We start from the raw sequence: 17126 nt of genomic DNA, 5'->3' as shown, positions 1-17126 counted from the left end.
ATGTCATTTAATTTCAATGATAATGACGGACCGGATTCGGGAAACGGTCCGGGACGGAATAACCGGACGATCTGGATCATCGCGACGGCGATTATGCTGGCAGTGATTATTTTCAGTGTAATCAGCAGCATGTTCCAGTCGTCTTCATCGAAGGAAATCACCTATGACAAATTCGTGCAGATGGTAGAAAAGGACGAGGTGTCGAAAGTTGTGCTGCAGAACGGCACGCTGACGGTAACTCCGAAGTTCAAAGAGGGAGACAAACTGTCTTTATATACCTACCGCGCCACGCTGGTCGGTGATGAGAACGGCCTGAATGAGCTGCTGAAGGGCACGGATATCACTTACGAGAAGAAATCCTCAAGCGTCGGTTCTCAGGTGATGTCTGCGATCTTTCAGATTGTGATACCGATTCTGATCATGATGATTGGCCTGAACCTGGTACTAAGGTATATGGGAAAGGGCGGCGGCGTCATGGGCGTCGGAAAGAGCAAGGCCCGGACCTATGTACAGAAGGAAACCGGCGTAACGTTTGCGGACGTCGCAGGAGAGGAAGAGGCGAAGGAATCTCTGCAGGAAGTGGTTGATTTCCTGCATAATCCGCAGAAATACACACAGATCGGTGCGAAGCTTCCGAAGGGAGCTCTTCTGGTAGGCCCTCCGGGAACCGGAAAGACACTGCTGGCAAAAGCGGTTGCCGGTGAGGCACATGTTCCGTTTTTCTCCCTTTCCGGATCGGAATTTGTAGAGATGTTTGTCGGCGTGGGCGCCTCCCGTGTGCGGGATCTGTTTGAGGAGGCAAAAAAGCAGGCGCCCTGCATCATCTTTATCGATGAGATCGACGCCATAGGAAAAACCAGGGATTCCAGTTACGGCGGCGGTAATGACGAGCGGGAGCAGACGCTGAATCAGCTGCTGGCCGAGATGGACGGCTTTGACAGTGCATCGGGACTTCTGGTGCTCGGCGCGACAAACCGTCCCGAGGTGCTGGATCCCGCACTGCTCCGGCCGGGACGTTTTGACCGGAGAATTATTGTGGAACGCCCGGATCTGAAGGGGCGTGTAAACATTCTGAAGGTACACGCGAGAAACGTTATGCTCGACGAAACCGTGAATTTTCAGGAAATTGCGCTCGCAACCTCAGGAGCCGTAGGATCTGATCTTGCGAACATGGTCAATGAGGCTGCCATCCTGGCTGTCAAGCACGGGAGGCGGGCAGTGTCCCAGAAGGATCTGCAGGAAGCCGTCGAGGTTGTTCTTGTGGGACAGGAGAAAAAGGAACGCATTCTCAGCAAGGAGGAGCGCCGGATCGTCGCCTATCATGAGGTGGGTCATGCGCTCGTGAATGCGCTGGAGAAGCATTCCGAGCCGGTACAGAAGATCACGATTATTCCGCGTACCATGGGAGCACTTGGATATGTCATGCAGGTTCCGGAGGAGGAGAAATATCTGAATTCGCGGAAGGAGCTGGAGGACATGGTGACGGGCTTCCTCGCGGGAAGAGCGGCGGAGGAAATTGTCTTCGGCGATGTTACGACCGGTGCCTCAAACGATATTGAAAAGGCGACACAGATCTGCCGCGCAATGATCACGCAGTACGGCATGTCTGATAAGTTCGGCCTGATGGGACTTGCCAGGACCGAAAGCAAATATCTGAACGGCAGAGCAGTTCTGGACTGTGGAGATGAGACGGCGACAGAGATTGACCATGAGATCATGAAGATGCTGAAAGCATCCTATGAGAAGGCAAAGCAGATGCTCAGGGAGAACCGGGATGTGCTTGACCGGCTTGCCGGCTATCTGATTATTCAGGAGACGATCACCGGAAAGGAATTCATGAGAATTATGAATACGGTTATCGGGGAGCGGTCGCAGAATCGTCCGTCCTGAACGACCGTGAACACCCGGGATACAGCGAGCTGCGGCTGCAGAGCCGGCTGGCTGCCCGGATGAGGAAGGCATGAAAAGGCCTGCTCTGTGCGTCATTTCTTGGGATGATTCAGAAGAGACAGGAGCATTTATGGCATTTGATATTCAGGAGGAGCTGAAGAAACTGCCCCAGAAGCCCGGCGTCTATATCATGCACGGGCTTCAGGACGAGGTCATGTATGTGGGAAAGGCCGTTAAGCTGCGGAACCGCGTGCGGCAGTACTTCTCCAACAGCAGAAACAAGAGGCTGAAGATATACAGCATGGTGCCGCAGGTTACGCGGTTTGAGTACATTGTGACGGATTCGGAGGTTGAGGCCCTCGTCCTGGAGTGCAACCTGATCAAGGAATATCGGCCGAAGTACAATACCATGCTGATGGATGACAAGGCATATCCCTTTATCCAGGTTACGGTGCAGGAGCATTTCCCCCGGGTTCTGTATGCGCACAGGATGAAAAAGGACAAGTCGCAGTATTTCGGGCCTTATCCGGACGCGGCCGCCGCGAAGGAGACGATTGATCTGGTCCGGAAGCTTTATCACCTTCGGAACTGCAGCAAAAAGCTTCCCGAGGATCAGGGAAAGGAGCGCCCCTGTCTCTATTATCACATCCACCAGTGCAAGGCACCCTGTCAGGGATGGATCTCAGAGGAGGAATATCGGAAGCAGGTCAATGATGCGATTGCTTTTCTGAACGGGAAGACGGAAGATGTGCTTCAGGAACTGAAGACAAAAATGCAGCAGGCTGCCGATGCGCTGAATTTTGAGGAGGCAGCTTCCCTGAGGGATCTGATCGGGGCCGTGAAGAAGGTGAGTGAGAGACAGAAGATCACTTCCGGAAGCGGAGAAGATCAGGATGTGATCGCGCTTGCGGCAGACGGAGAGGATGCCATCGCGCAGGTATTTTTTGTCAGAGACGGCAAACTGATCGGACGAGATCATTTTTATCTGAAAATCGCGAACGAGGAGAGCCGCAGCGAGGTTATGGAGAGTTTTCTGCAGCAGTTTTACTCCGGAACCCCTTTCATTCCGCATGAGATCATGCTTTCGGATGATATTGCGGAAAGGGAGCTTCTGGAGCAATGGCTGACCGGGAAGAAAAACGCCGGAAGCACAAAGGTGCGGATCCTCGTTCCGCAGAAGGGCAAAAAAGAGAAGCTTGTGGATCTGGCGAAGCGGAATGCGCAGATCATTCTGACACAGGACCGGGAACGGATCAAAAAGGATGTCGCAAAGACGATCGGAGCGGTCAACGAGATCGGGCAGTGGCTCGGAATCGAGCCGCCGGACCGTATCGAATCGTACGATATCTCCAATATCAGCGGTTACCAGAGCGTCGGTTCCATGGTGGTGTATGAGCAGGGCAAGCCGAAGAAGGCGGATTACCGGAAGTTCCGGATCAAGTCTGTTGAGGGACCGAATGATTACGCAAGCATGGAGGAGGTTCTGACCAGGAGATTCCGGAGAGGGGTTCAGGCAGACAGCGGCTTTGAAAAGCTGCCGGATCTTCTTCTGATGGACGGCGGCAGAGGACAGGTGAACATCGCGCTTTCTGTTCTTGAAAAAATGAACCTGTCGATACCGGTCGCCGGAATGGTGAAGGATGACAGGCATCGGACCAGAGGAATCTATTTCAATAATGTCGAGATTCCGATCGATACAGATTCCGAGGGCTTTCATCTGGTCACCCGGATCCAGGATGAGACGCACCGGTTCGCGATCGAATATCATCGGATGCTGCGAAGCAGGGAACAAGTACATTCGATCCTGGACGATATTCCGAATATTGGAGAAAAACGGAGGCGTGAGCTGATGCGCTCCTTCCCGGATATCGAGGCAATCCGGAGGGCGGACGTCGAGAAGCTGAAAAGCCTGCCGGGAATGAATGAAAAAGCTGCGAAGAGTGTGTATGATTTTTTTCATAAAAAAGCAGAACAATTATCGTGATTGAGCAGACGTTCAATTTGTAGGACACAAGCTTTGTCTTTTTGCGGGAGAAAAGTTTTGCCTTTTCACAAGAGCGTAGATATGGTTTTTCATGGGAGGCAAGACTTGTCTTTTGACGGGAGAAAAGTTTTGCCTTTAGAGCAGGAAAAGAATCGTGCAAACAGGCGTGTGCGTGGTATACTGTTTTATAGAAGGCATTTCGTATTTGCAGCCAGGTCTCATCGCACAAGGCGCGGAAAAGAGATCGAAAAGAGAAGATTACACAAAGAGCAGGTCTCATCGCACACGGCGCAGGAAAGAGAACGAGTGCGAATTACCTGCAAATTTCTGGGAGGATTCGGCATGACATCTAAATTTATCACGCTGGAAAAGCTAGAAAAAGACATGGATCTGAAAAACCTCACTCCGGATACGGATCTCGGGGACAGGGAGATCACGGTTCCTGAAATCAATCGTCCGGCCCTTCAGCTGACCGGATATTTTGAGCATTTTGCAAATGAGAGAGTTCAGATTATCGGAGTTGTGGAGCTTTCGTACCTGAATCGCATGGAGTATGATAAGAGGAAGGAATCGTTTGAGGCATTTGTCTCGAAGGGTGTTCCGTGTATTATTTTCACAACCTCTGAACAGCCCGGTGAAGAGCTCCTGGAAATATGCAGGAGATATAAAACGCCGGTTTTCGGAACCGACAAAACGACATCTGCGTTCACTGCTGAGATTATCCGGTGGATGAATGTTCAGCTGGCACCAACGATTTCGATCCACGGCGTGCTTGTCGATGTATATGGCGAAGGTGTGCTGATCATGGGCGAGAGCGGAATCGGTAAGAGTGAGGCCGCTCTGGAGCTGATCAAGCGTGGCCATCGACTGATCACGGATGATGTGGTACAGATCAGCCGAATTGATGATGTGACACTGGTCGGTACTTCGCCGGACATCACCCGTCACTTTATCGAGCTTCGCGGAATCGGAATTATCGATGTGAAGACGCTGTTCGGTGTCGAGAGCGTTGAGAATACACATACCATAGATCTGGTCATCAAGCTGGAGGAGTGGAATAAGGATAAGGTATACGACCGCCTCGGTCTTGAGGAGGAGTATACGGAATTTCTGGGCAATAAGGTCGTATGCCATTCTCTGCCGATCCGTCCGGGACGTAATCTGGCGGTTATCGTAGAGACGGCTGCCGTTAACCATCGTCAGAAGAAGATGGGCTACAACGCGGCGCAGGAGCTTTACAAACGTGTTCAGGCTAATCTGGCCAGAAAACGCAGTCATCCGTGAGCAGAGTGTGAACATAATCGGTGCGTGAACGCAATGAGTGTGAACGTAATCGGTGTACGAACGTAATGCGTGAGTGGATGGCAGGCAGTGGAGCAGAGGAAGAAACCTTCTCTGGATAATAATCGTTAATAAATTTGAACAATAGCCCCCTGAAGACATATGATCTGCAGGGGGCTATTGTTCCGCCCATTTTGACAGGATAATTAATGGGGCCTGGAGATAAGCTGACTCCAGGAAATAAACTAACTCCAGGAAATTATATTATATATATTTTTCCACATGCTGCAGTGTATTTACAGAATCTGTGGTTCCTCACAGGACTGCCAGGCGGCGGAAATCAAGAATTCCAACGAGATAAAACACGCTGCGCGAGTTTTATCTCGCTATCGCGACGCTCGCCGCACACGAATACTTCGCATTCGGCTGCGGCTCACTGTTCGCGTAAAAATCTCCGCCTGTCACAAGACGGGCGGAGAATAAATGACATATACAATCAAAAAATAAATGATCCTGTAAATAATCTCATATTTCCAGGTGGTTAAATGATTCTGCACAATCAGGAGATCAGAAAATCCATGCAGTCAATCACTGGGTCTGCTCTGTCTGGGTATTCTCTCCGGTGTTGCCGGAAGAGGTGTCCCCTCCGGTTCCGGTGTTCTCCGCGGGTGCATTCTCGCCGGTACCTTCACCGGCAGCGTTCTCGGTATGCTGGTTTGTGTCGGTATTATTGTCGCCGGCTGCGGCAGTGGGCGAAGCGGTAGGCGCAGCGGTTGGGGCTGCAGTAGGCGCTGCGGTCGGCGCCGGCGCGTCGTAGGTGCAGATGGTCGTTGGTGCATTCGCTACGTCGAAGTAATCGGTGACGGTAGGACAATAGGTATTCGGCAGCAGGCCTGTGTTTGCACATACCGTAAGCTGTTCTACAGAATCCGGAACCGAGAATTCCTTGATGGGAAGGGATTCATGAATACGGTTCATGACGTTCGTCCAGAGTGTGGAAATGTAGGTCCGGTCTGCTTCGGGAAGTTCCACGTTTGTATCGTATCCGGTCCAGATGCCGGCAGTGTAGTATGGCGTATAGCCCACAAACTGAAGATCTACATAGGAATCTGTGGTTCCTGTCTTTCCGGCAACCGGCATGCCGGAGGAAAGCTGATAAGGTGTTCCGGTTCCGGATTGAACGACGCTCTGCATCGCACTGGTCAGAAGATAGGCGGTGCTTTCCTTGAAGACGCGGCGGCTCAGCTCTGAATTTTCGAGAATCGTCTTACCGCTGTGATCGGTGACTTTTGTGTAAAATACCGGGCGGTTGTATGTGCCACCGTTGGCAATGGCTGCATATGCGGCCGTGAGTTCAAGGTCACTGACACCATTGGTGATGCCGCCGAGAGCAAGTCCGGGCGAGTTGTCATTGTCGCTGTCCAGTGTTGTGAATCCGAGCTTTTTCAGATAAGAGAGGCCAACTTCAGGCGTCAGTTCCTGCATCAGCTTGAATGCGATGACATTGTTCGAGGTCTGAATCGCGTTTCTCACCGTCATTGTGCCGTGATGCGTGTTGTCCGCGTTGTTGACTTCCTGACCGGTCGCGTAGTATGCGGCATCGTCCGTTTCCATGGAGGTCAGGGTTATTTTTCCCTTATCAAGGAGCGGACCATAGGTGGAAGGAATCTTAAAGGTGGAGCCTGGCTGACGAAGGGAATCCGTCGCACGGTTCAGGGTAAGACTCGCGGTTTTCTCCCCGCGTCCGCCAACGATACCGACGACATATCCGGTCGACTGGTCGATGACGGTCATGCAGGCCTGCGGTTCCGGAACGAATGCGGTCCGTTCCGCAACGATGGTATCACCGTCTCCGACAACGGAGGCCTTGTACTGGTCGATGCAGCTCTGTGCCTCTTCCTGGGAGCTGAAGTATTGATCAAAGTCGGCATCTCCCTGCTGTTTGAAGTACTGCACCAGCATTTCAACGCTGTAGTTCTGCCTGCTTCCGTCAGCCTTATCAACAGTCAGTGCCCAGTCCAGACTGATCTGGGAATCTGCGGGGAAAATCGACTCATCCGAGAATTCACTGTCCATAATTGACTGAATATCAGAGTTCTCGGTGGAATAAATGTGAAGCCCGCCACTGTAGATCAGGTTATTGGCCTGAGCCTCCGTATAACCCTTCTGGGTCATCAGATCGTCTTTGACCTGACTGATCAGTTCATCGACAAAATAGGAATACACCGTGGAATCCTGTGTAACCTGATTGTTCTGGTTCTCCTGAATCCGGTCATAAACGTTATCTGCGAGAGCTTCTTTGTAATCCTTCTCTGTGATATAGCCCTGCTGGAGCATGTATTCGAGGACCGTCTTCATACGGCTCGCATTCTCCTCGGGGTAAAGGATCGGATTAAACTGGCTGGGGTTCTGGGGAATCGCGGCAAGCACCGCGCATTCGGAAAGCGTCAGATCTTTTGCGTCCTTGCCGAAGTAAGTCTGTGCCGCAGTCTGCACGCCGTAGGCGTTGTTGCCAAAGTTTACGGTGTTGAGATAGTTTTCCAAAATCACCGACTTGGGGTCCTCTCCGGCTTTCCGAAGGGATGACTCCAGCTGAACGGCAAGATACTGTTCCTGGATCTTACGCTTGATCGTCCCCATCCTGGATTCATTCATCCAGTCTGTAAAAACATTGTTCTTCAGAAGCTGCTGAGTGATGGTACTCGCTCCTTCAGATTCCGAGAAATTCGAACTCAGCATGACCATGATGGCACGAAGCATTCCGTGCGGATCAACTCCGTTATGCTGATAGAAACGGGAATCCTCGATCGCAACGATGGCATGCTGCATGTTCTTTGGAATTTCGTTGATGGAAATTGAGACGCGGTTGCCTTCTGCGGAGCTCAGCTTCTGTATCTGATTTCCGTCACCGTCGTATACAAAGGACGCATAGCCGAGAGGCGTGATATTGGAGTCCGTGATCTCCGGCGCGTCCGCGATGATCCCGCGATAGGCACCGATGCCGAGGCAGATGCCGAATACGGCGGCTGCGATCAGTAAGTAAATGATGACACGCAGGACAGATACGCTGATGCGGCTTGCCAGTTTCGGGGCAGCCGAATCCAGGCGTTCGCGCTCCTGCTGAACACCGTGTTTGCCAAAATTCATGAAAGCTCCTTCTCCGGGCATATCCTGTTCCGAACGGAAGACAGTTTTGGGGTTCTCTGCCGTGAAGACAGTTCCCCGGGTTCTCTGCCATGAAGACAGTCCCCAGGTTCTCTGCTATGAAGACTGTTCCGTGGGTTTTGCACCCCATGTTTTCAGGTCATAGACAGATATTTTGCAAAACTGTGTCCCGCCGTATCCGGAAGAACCCGGATCGGATCAATGTTTCCCGGTTGAAAATAAAAAAATAACATTTATGCCTCAGAATAGGAGACATTTGAGCTGCTTTATTTACGCGAACAGTGAGCCGCAGCCGAATGCGAAGTATTCGTGTGCGGCGAGCGTCGCGATAGCGAGATAAAACTCGCGCAGCGTGTTTTATCTCGTTGCCCGGTATTCAGCAAACAAAGAGGAAGGCGGCCGCAGGTGCCAGCGGCAGGATTTTCAGAGCCGGCGGCAGGTGCCCTTTCAGAGCCTGTGACAGGAGCCTCTTGTCTGATGGAATACTGCGGGAATCCTTAATCCGATAATTATATCAAAATTACAGAATGAAATAAAGAATAAATTATGGTAGTATGGATCCATGGGAAAATCAAGAAGAACCGAAAGCAAAACAAAAAGTAAATCAGAAAATAAAACCAAAAACAAAGCAGAGGGAAAGACAGAGCAGGAATTCGGGAAAACGAGCGGAGCGAAAGACGTTCAAGGAGGGGAAAATCTACCTGAGCGATACCGTACGGTGTATCAGAATGGCGAAGGAAGGTACGAGGAGAAGAAGTCGGTATTTATTGCTACCGTTCGTCATGTGACAAGTGTTGAGGAGGCTGCATCTTTCGTTGAAGAGATGAAGAAAAAATACTGGGATGCGAGACATAACTGTTACGCCTGGGTTCTGGGAAAGAATGGTGGAAATGTGAAGGCCTCCGATGACGGAGAACCATCGGGTACGGCGGGGCGGCCGATTCTGGACGTTCTGACAGGAGCGGGACTGACGGATACCTGCATTGTGGTGACGAGATATTTCGGCGGTGTGCTGCTCGGGACGGGAGGACTTGTGAGAGCCTACACACAGGCTTCCAGAGACGGAATCGGGAAGAGTGTCCTGATCGAGAAGGAGAACGGAGTGCTTCTGGACGTCGTTGCCGATTACACGGATGCGGGAAAGATTCAGTATCTGATCGGACAGGAGAAAATTCATACAGTAGAGTCTGATTTTTCCGATGTGGTACGGATCCGTGTTGTTGTGCCTGCTTTAGAGGAAGGACGTTTCACAAAGCAGATCACAGAGGCAACCTCTGCCAGAGCCCGGATTAGAAAAAACGGCCACGCCTGGTTTGGCGTGGCCGGGGGAAAACTCATTCTTGAACCCGGGGGAGGAATGATATTCCATCGCGCGGATCGGGAAGCCGGGCACCGGTTGTCCGAAAGCGCAATGGAATCTGCCGGACCCCGGTAATCCGCAAGATGCCTGTATTTTTTACAGTGTTTCTGGCTCGGGATAATCTACACCGAGGGTATCAACGGTCATAGATTTGATAACCTGAGGCTCTGTGGGGCGGTCGCTCCAGTCTGTAGGAACTTCGGCGATCTTGTTCACAACGTCCATGCCCTCAATGATTTTACCGAAGGCGGCATACTGTCCGTCCAGGTAATCTGCGGATTTGTGCATGATAAAGAACTGGCTGCCTGCAGAATCCGGATCTGAAGCGCGAGCCATGGAGAGCACGCCCGGCTCGTGCGAAAGATCATTCCGGAAACCGTTGCCGGAAAATTCGCCGCGGATGGAATAGCCGGGGCCACCGGTTCCGTTGCCGGCAGGATCACCGCCCTGGATCATGAAGCCGGAGATGATGCGGTGAAATCCGAGCCCGTCATAGAATCCCTTGCGGACAAGGCTGATAAAGTTGTTGACGGTGTTCGGCGCGGTTTCCGGATAGAGCTCTGCCTTCATGACATCGCCGTTTTCCATGGTGATGGTAACGATAGGATTGGCCATAATTTTTCTCCTTATGTATTTATAAAATGTGTCCTGGTCAGGATGCGGTTACTGTCCACGGACTGCCCTTGAATATGCTGTAAATAAAAAACGGATGTGAGGACCAGGCCGTCACCGGTAAGGCCGAACCGTGTATTATGAACAGGCTGTAAGAGCAGCGGATGTGAGCATCCTGTTTTCAGGATTGGAACGTATGTTATTATAAGGTAAAATGTGATAAAATAAAAGACGCTTGTGCGACACATGACAGGAAAACCGGAGGGACTTGAGTCGGAATGGTTATTGAGACAAGAAGCCCGGAGGAAACCCGTTCATTTGCCCGGAAACTCGGGGAGAAGGCGGTTCCGGGAACGATTTATACACTGGATGGGGATCTCGGCACAGGGAAAACCGTATTTGCAAAGGGACTGGCAGAGGGCCTCGGGGTGACCGAGCCGGTGAGCAGTCCGACGTTTACGATCGTGCAGGAATACCTGAGCGGCAGAATACCGTTTTATCATTTTGATGTGTACAGGATTGAAGAGCCGGAAGAAATGGAGGAAGTCGGATATGACGACTATTTTTACGGCGGCGGTGTCTGTCTGATTGAGTGGGCGGATATGGTCCGGGATATAATACCGGAAGGTGCGGTTCATGTGACGATTGAAAAAGATCCTGACAAGGGATTTGATTATCGGAGGATTACGATTGAAAATACTGGCAATTGACAGCTCAGGTCTTGTGGCGTCCGTCGCCCTCCTGGAGGACGATACGCTGCTGGCCGAGTATACGGTGAATTACAAGAAGACACATTCGCAGACGCTGCTTCCTATGCTGGATGCCATTGCACAGATGATCGATCTGGAGCTGAACAGCATTGACGCGATTGCCATTTCCAAGGGGCCGGGCTCCTTTACCGGACTCAGAATCGGCTCAGCTACGGCCAAGGGTCTCGGTCTGGCACTTGATAAGCCGTTGGTTGAGGTACCTACGGTCGACGCATTAGCGTATAATCTCTATGACGCACAAGGGCTGATCGTCCCGATGATGGATGCCCGGAGAGCCCAGGTATATACTGGAATCTACCGGTTTGTGAATCACGAGCTCACTGCGGTGAAGGCGCAGTGCGCCGAAGCGGTGGAGGACCTTATGGAGGAACTGAACTGCCTCGGAGAGCCGGTCATTCTGCTTGGGGACGGGGTTCAACCCTATCTGGACCGAATCCGCGAGCTGCTGAAGGTTCCGTTCACCGTGGCGCCTGCACACCTGAACAGACAGAGGGCAGGCGCGGTCGGAGCTCTCGGCGAAAAATATTTTTCCCGGGGAATGACGGTTACGGCAGATGAACACCGGCCGGAATATCTCCGCGCCTCTCAGGCAGAGAGAGAACAGACCGCGAGGGGTGTTCCGGTAAAGGAAATTGAGAAAAATTCGGAAAAGCTGAAGCCGAGGGATTACTCCTGATGGGAAGGCGCGGGAACAGAGGGAAGGATGATGCATCAGCGCAGAGTGTTCCTGTGACTCCTGAGATCCGGAGAATGGTTTCAGCGGATCTTCCGGAGGTAGAGAGGATTGAGCAGGAAAACTTCTCGAGACCATGGACCGCAGAAGATTATCAGGGTTTTCTGGACAGGGAAGATGCGGATTTTCTTGTGGCGGTGGTGGATGGAAGGATCGTCGGATACATCGGAGAATACGGACTCCCGGACGAGGGAGACATCACGAATGTATCGGTGGACCGGAGATATCGGAACCGCCATATTGGAACTTGTCTGGTATCAGGGCTTATACAGACGGCGGGAGCGCGGGGCATCCGGAAGATTTTTCTGGAGGTGCGGGAGAGCAATGCGCCAGCAATCCGGCTGTATGAAAATTCCGGATTCCGGAGAACCGGGGTTCGCAGGAATTATTACACATCTCCGGTGGAAGATGCCGTTCTGATGATGCGCGGGCCGGAGACGGAGAAAGACGAAATATAGAGGCCGGATGAGAAAAAGACAGAATATAGAGGCTGGATGAGAAAAAGACGGAATATAGGGGCCGGATGGCAGATGTAGAAGCTGAGTATACGACGGCCGGAAGATATTATGCAGCGGCACGGCGGAAGCTGATCCGGCGGCCGGGATATGGAGGATGATTATGTTTAACAGTACCTTTGACTGGTTCCTTGCGGGAATACTTTTCCTGCTTGCAATTGTGTTTTTTGCAGGAAAAGGACAGGGAATTCTGGATGCGTTCAGTGGAAAGTACCGGGATAAGCGGAAACTGAGTCCGGAGAACCGGCTCAGATATCAGAGAGCAGTAGGGGTTTTTCTGATCATCCTTTCTGCAGTTGAAGTGTTCATGGCACTCATCGAGAACCCGATCATGGGAATTGTTTCAATCGTCGTTACGGTTGCGGATATGATCGGAATCGTTATCTATCTGAGAAGATTGTATGATTGAGGGTGAATGACGGGCCGGGCGGGAAAAAGCTTACTTCATGCGCCGTGCAGACCAAAATGAGCAGCCTTTGGAAACATTTATACAGCAATCTCTGACAGCCGAATTGCTTTGTACAGAATGAGCACTATCTGATTTACAGAAACAGAACGTAAGTCAGATAGTGCTCCTTTTTATTTACGCGAACAGTGAGCCGCAGCCGAATGCGAAGTATTCGTGTGCGGCGAGCGTCGCGATAGCGAGATAAAACTCGCGCAGCGTGTTTTATCTCGTTTTTTTACAGAGATATATTGACACATATCTATGTGTGTGATAGCCTGACTCATAGATAATCATCAATATTTAAGAAAGAAGGTTATATTTTGGCATGACAGAAGATCAGGTTTCCTCCATTTGTAAGGCATTGGGAGATCCGAACAGGCTTCGAATTGTGAATATGATTTCCGGATGTGAAAAGTGTGCCTGCGTGATTCTTCAGGCGTTTGATATTACACAGCCGACGCTCTCCCATCACATGAAGATTCTCTGTGACTGCGGGCTGGTCAATGTCCGTAAAGAGGGAAAATGGAGCCACTACTCTTTGAACTGCGAAACCCTGCGAGATTTCCAACGCTTTATCGGTGAACTGGATTGTGAGAAAAAAAACAGGTGTTCAGATGGAAAGTGTGACTGTCAATGATATGGAGCTTCCTTCAAAATCAGATTCTGGGCATGAAATGGCTGAATTCTCTGATTGGATCCGTGCTGAAAGGATTCGGCCTTGATACGAATACACGTATCGGCGGCAGTATTTTATTTTTTATCTATGACGTATTAAAGATCACGATCCTGCTTTGTGTTCTGATTTTCCTGATCAGCTATATCCAGAGCTATTTTCCACCGGAGAGAAGCCGTAAGATCCTGGGCAGATTCCATGGAATCTGGGCTAACTGTATCGGCGCACTGCTTGGCACGGTAACGCCGTTCTGCTCGTGCTCATCTATTCCGCTTTTTATTGGTTTCACCAGCGCAGGGCTTCCGCTTGGCGTGACCTTTTCTTTTCTGATTTCGTCGCCGATGGTGGATCTGGGAAGCCTGCTGCTTCTGATGAGTATTTTCGGAACAAAGGTGGCTGTGATCTATGTCGTTTTGGGACTCATTATCGCTGTCGCAGGCGGCACATGGATTGAGCACCTGCATATGGAGAGATACGTTGAAGAGTTTATTTATCAAAGCAACAGCGTGGTAAACATTGAATCTCCGGAGCTGATCTTTAAGGACCGGCTTATCTATGCGAGAGATCAGGTTGTTTCAACGTTTAAGAAAGTATTTCCTTATATCCTGATTGGCGTCGGGATCGGCGCGGTAATTCATAACTGGATTCCGGAGGGCGTGGTGGAGAAAGTTCTTGGAGATGGGAATCCGCTGGGCGTGATATTGGCCACGGTCATCGGAATTCCTATGTATGCAGATATCTTCGGAACGATTCCAATTGCAGAGGCGCTGCTGTCAAAAGGTGCTCTTCTCGGTGTTGTGCTCTCGTTTATGATGGCGGTGACAACGCTTTCGCTCCCGTCACTGATTATGCTGCGGAATGCTGTGAAGCCGAAGCTTCTGGCAACGTTTATTGCAATCTGTACCGTTGGTATTATGATCGTGGGTTATTTCTTTAACTTTATACAACCTTTCATTATCTGAGGGATTTGAAGGAGGAATCGTTATGGCAAGGACCTGGTATCCGGTTATTGACTATTTGCTTTGTGCAGAGTGTGGCACCTGCAGCGGGATGTGTGCACATGGCGTTTATGATCTGGCTGCCGCACCGACTCCGAGAGTGATTCATCCGGAGAACTGTGTAGATCACTGTCATGGCTGTGGCATCCGGTGCTCTGTTGGAGCGATTACATATGTGGGTGATGATACCGGATGGGTGCCTCCGGCAAGAGGCGGGAAGACAAATGGGACAGCAGGCGGGTGCTGCGGCAGTGTGACGGAAGAAACGGATAAAAAGAATTGTGGCTGCGGATGCGGCAATAATTAGTAGCGGAAGGAGAAATGAAAATGGGATTATTTGGAAAAAAGAAAGAAAACAAGGAGGAAGCAGTGAAGGCAAAGTGCTCCTGCGGTAAAACAGCTGCTGATACAGTCCAGGAAGAAAAGTTAAGGATAGTGGGCAAAGCAGGACTGAAGACAGGGGATGTTTTGACAATCAAAATCCTGGGTTCCGGGTGTAAAAATTGCCAGACGCTTCTGCAAAATACAAAAGACGCAGTATCTGCAATGAGCGATCCGGCAAAGATTGAATACATCACGGATATGAAGGAAATCGCAAAGTATGGTGTGATGCGTATGCCCGCTCTGGTGGTGGGAGAGCAGGTCGTTTCCATGGGAAAAGTTTTGAAAGCGTCTGATATACAGAAACTGTTAAATAAGCTAGGACTCGCATGACATAATAAAAGATAAGTAAGGTCACGCATGACATAAAAGATAAGTAAGGCCACGCATGACATAAAAGATAAGCAAGGTCACGAATGACATAACAGAAAGGATAGACATCAATGGAAACAAAACAGCGGGCTGGTATCAGCTTTTTTCAGAAATATCTGACGGTTTGGGTTCTGCTCTGCATGGCGGCCGGTATTGTGATTGGCCACTTCATCCCGGCCGTTCCGGAGGTGCTGGGACGAATGGAGATCGCCGGCATTTCCATACCGATTGCGATTCTCATCTGGATCATGATTTATCCGATGATGATCAAGGTGGATTTCCAGAGTGTGAAGGAAGTCGGGAAAAATCCCAAGGGAATTTTTCTGACGTGGATCGTCAACTGGGTGATCAAGCCGTTTACGATGTATGGCTTTGCGTCGCTTTTTCTCTTTGTGGTGTTTAAAAATTTCATCGCACCGGATTTGGCGACACAGTATCTGGCAGGCGCGGTGCTGCTTGGTGCCGCTCCCTGCACGGCGATGGTTTTTGTCTGGAGCACTCTGGTGAACGGCAATCCTGCCTATACCGTGGTGCAGGTAGCGACAAATGATCTGATCATTTTGATCGCCTTTGTGCCGATCGTGAAGTTCCTGCTGGGCGTTTCGAACGTAACCGTACCGTACAGTACGCTGTTTGTGAGTATTTTTCTCTTCGTGGTCATTCCGCTGGCCGGAGGCGTCATCACCCGCGTTGCGGTAACAAAAAAGAAGGGAAAAGACTATCTGGAGAATGAATTTGTCCACAAGTTTGACAACGCCACGACGATCGGACTCCTTCTGACCCTGGTGATCATCTTCAGCTCACAGGCAGAGGTCATTCTTGGTAACCCGCTGCACATCCTGCTGATTGCGGTTCCGCTCATCATCCAGACGTTTGTGATTTTCTTCCTTGCTTACGGAGCGGGCAGACTAATGCGGCTGCCGTTTGAAATCGCAGCACCTGCCGGCATGATCGGCGCATCCAACTTCTTTGAACTGGCTGTCGCGGTTGCGATTGCGCTGTTTGGAACCACAAGCCCTGCGGCACTTGCGACGACTGTAGGCGTACTGACAGAGGTGCCGGTCATGCTGACACTCGTAAAAATTGCAAATAAGACAAAGGGATTTTTTTCAGATGTCAGATAAAACAGCAGATAAAACAACAGATAAAAGAGCAGATAAAATCGTAGCATTCATCTGTACGCATAATGCCTGCCGAAGCCAGATGGCCGAGGCATTGGCAAAGCGTGCCGGATATCAAGGGTACGAATTCTGTTCAGCGGGTTCCGTTCCGAAGGAACAGATCGATCAGAATGCAGTCCGTATCATGAAAGAAAAATTTGGAATTGACATGCATTCTCAGTATTCGAAGACGATCCGGGACATCCCGGCTCCGGACATCGCCATATCCATGGGATGCGGGGTGAAATGTCCGTTCATTGGGAGAAATTTTGATGCTGACTGGGGACTTGAGGACCCGACTGGAAAATCAGATGAAGAATATCTGAAGGTGATCGGTCAGATACAGGAAAACCTGGAGAGAACGTTCAGGAAATAAAGAAACCAATGATTTTTATAAGATGGCACTTTGTAAAGTCGCAACCGGCATATTAATTGATATAGGAAAATATGGTTTATGGCTCATTCCAAATGCCGGTAATGTACGAATGGTATCACACATGATACTATGTTAGGAAAAACTGCGTACTTGATAGATAATTTAACACGCCGTAAGCAAGAAATCCCCCACCTCTATAGGTGGCGGGATGAATTGCGATAAACACGGCGTTTTTGACTTTTGTGTCTTGCTATATTATAATCTGATTATAAATAGGTCAGTCGTACTTATTATAAAGGTTATAAATACAATGCAATTAGACACAAATAATCATTCGGTATTCATGCTGCACTATCATCTTATCATGTGCGTAAAATACCGGAATAAGGTAATCGATGACGAGATTTC

At 50.3% G+C, this 17126-nt stretch carries 17 protein-coding genes; 15 read left to right on the top strand and 2 right to left on the bottom strand.

Annotation, left to right across the window (positions count from 1 at the left end):
* From ftsH to hprK, 3 genes are all read left to right on the top strand, one after another.
* Complete coding sequence (gene ftsH, locus ACTNDI_RS12065; RefSeq protein ID WP_441101230.1) at positions 1-1890, top strand: ATP-dependent zinc metalloprotease FtsH; 1890 nt, start codon at positions 1-3, stop codon at positions 1888-1890.
* Between the two features lie 130 nt (positions 1891-2020).
* Positions 2021-3874, top strand: coding sequence for an excinuclease ABC subunit UvrC (gene uvrC, locus ACTNDI_RS12060; protein ID WP_441101229.1), 1854 nt, complete (start codon positions 2021-2023; stop codon positions 3872-3874).
* Between the two features lie 342 nt (positions 3875-4216).
* Positions 4217-5158 carry an HPr(Ser) kinase/phosphatase gene (gene hprK, locus ACTNDI_RS12055; protein WP_441101228.1) on the top strand — a complete coding sequence of 314 codons (942 nt, stop codon included), beginning with the start codon at positions 4217-4219 and terminating at the stop codon, positions 5156-5158.
* A 585-nt stretch (positions 5159-5743) separates the two neighbouring features.
* Here hprK and ACTNDI_RS12050 read toward each other — a convergent pair.
* Positions 5744-8302 (bottom strand): transglycosylase domain-containing protein, encoded by a 2559-nt coding sequence (locus tag ACTNDI_RS12050; RefSeq protein WP_441101227.1) that lies wholly within the window; start codon positions 8300-8302, stop codon positions 5744-5746.
* 736 nt (positions 8303-9038) lie between these two features.
* On the opposite strand from ACTNDI_RS12050, the gene ACTNDI_RS12045 reads away from it, so the two are divergent.
* Positions 9039-9755 carry a YigZ family protein gene (locus tag ACTNDI_RS12045; protein WP_441101226.1) on the top strand — a complete coding sequence of 239 codons (717 nt, stop codon included), beginning with the start codon at positions 9039-9041 and terminating at the stop codon, positions 9753-9755.
* Between the two features lie 21 nt (positions 9756-9776).
* Here the strand turns inward: ACTNDI_RS12045 and ACTNDI_RS12040 are convergent, their stop codons facing one another.
* The gene (locus ACTNDI_RS12040; RefSeq protein ID WP_441101225.1) at positions 9777-10295 is read right to left on the bottom strand and encodes a peptidylprolyl isomerase; all 519 of its coding nucleotides are present in this window, start codon (positions 10293-10295) and stop codon (positions 9777-9779) included.
* A gap of 275 nt (positions 10296-10570) precedes the next feature.
* Between ACTNDI_RS12040 and tsaE the strand changes: the two genes are divergently transcribed.
* The 11 genes from tsaE to ACTNDI_RS11985 all read left to right on the top strand — a co-directional run.
* The gene (gene tsaE, locus ACTNDI_RS12035; RefSeq protein WP_441101224.1) at positions 10571-11002 is read left to right on the top strand and encodes a tRNA (adenosine(37)-N6)-threonylcarbamoyltransferase complex ATPase subunit type 1 TsaE; all 432 of its coding nucleotides are present in this window, start codon (positions 10571-10573) and stop codon (positions 11000-11002) included.
* Positions 10983-11738, top strand: a complete 756-nt coding sequence (gene tsaB / locus ACTNDI_RS12030) for a tRNA (adenosine(37)-N6)-threonylcarbamoyltransferase complex dimerization subunit type 1 TsaB (protein WP_441101223.1) — start codon at positions 10983-10985, stop codon at positions 11736-11738. The genes tsaE and tsaB overlap by 20 nt, the downstream gene beginning before the upstream one ends.
* A complete protein-coding gene (rimI, locus tag ACTNDI_RS12025) occupies positions 11738-12253 on the top strand; it encodes a ribosomal protein S18-alanine N-acetyltransferase (RefSeq protein ID WP_441101222.1) in 516 nt (171 codons plus the stop codon). Before tsaB ends, rimI begins: the two co-directional genes overlap by 1 nt.
* Positions 12254-12413: 160 nt before the next feature.
* On the top strand, positions 12414-12719 hold the full coding sequence (locus ACTNDI_RS12020; RefSeq protein ID WP_441101221.1) for a DUF3784 domain-containing protein: 306 nt from the start codon (positions 12414-12416) through the stop codon (positions 12717-12719).
* Between the two features lie 364 nt (positions 12720-13083).
* The gene (locus tag ACTNDI_RS12015) at positions 13084-13395 is read left to right on the top strand and encodes an ArsR/SmtB family transcription factor (RefSeq protein WP_441101220.1); all 312 of its coding nucleotides are present in this window, start codon (positions 13084-13086) and stop codon (positions 13393-13395) included.
* The gene (locus tag ACTNDI_RS12010; RefSeq protein WP_441101219.1) at positions 13392-14393 is read left to right on the top strand and encodes a permease; all 1002 of its coding nucleotides are present in this window, start codon (positions 13392-13394) and stop codon (positions 14391-14393) included. Before ACTNDI_RS12015 ends, ACTNDI_RS12010 begins: the two co-directional genes overlap by 4 nt.
* Before the next feature lie 22 nt (positions 14394-14415).
* The gene (locus ACTNDI_RS12005) at positions 14416-14736 is read left to right on the top strand and encodes a 4Fe-4S dicluster domain-containing protein (RefSeq protein ID WP_441101218.1); all 321 of its coding nucleotides are present in this window, start codon (positions 14416-14418) and stop codon (positions 14734-14736) included.
* 14 nt (positions 14737-14750) lie between these two features.
* On the top strand, positions 14751-15143 hold the full coding sequence (locus ACTNDI_RS12000) for a thioredoxin family protein (RefSeq protein WP_441101217.1): 393 nt from the start codon (positions 14751-14753) through the stop codon (positions 15141-15143).
* 110 nt (positions 15144-15253) lie between these two features.
* Positions 15254-16306, top strand: coding sequence for an ACR3 family arsenite efflux transporter (gene arsB, locus ACTNDI_RS11995; protein WP_441101216.1), 1053 nt, complete (start codon positions 15254-15256; stop codon positions 16304-16306).
* Positions 16296-16718, top strand: coding sequence for an arsenate reductase/protein-tyrosine-phosphatase family protein (locus ACTNDI_RS11990; protein ID WP_441101215.1), 423 nt, complete (start codon positions 16296-16298; stop codon positions 16716-16718). Before arsB ends, ACTNDI_RS11990 begins: the two co-directional genes overlap by 11 nt.
* 310 nt (positions 16719-17028) lie before the next feature.
* A partial coding sequence (locus tag ACTNDI_RS11985) for a transposase (RefSeq protein ID WP_441101256.1) occupies positions 17029-17126 on the top strand: 98 nt, incomplete at its 3' end.

Origin of the sequence: Bilifractor sp. HCP3S3_D3 (assembly GCF_052063915.1) — a bacterium.
Classification (GTDB): Bacteria; Bacillota; Clostridia; order Lachnospirales; family Lachnospiraceae; genus Bilifractor.
This window is presented reverse-complemented; position numbering and strand designations above follow the sequence as displayed.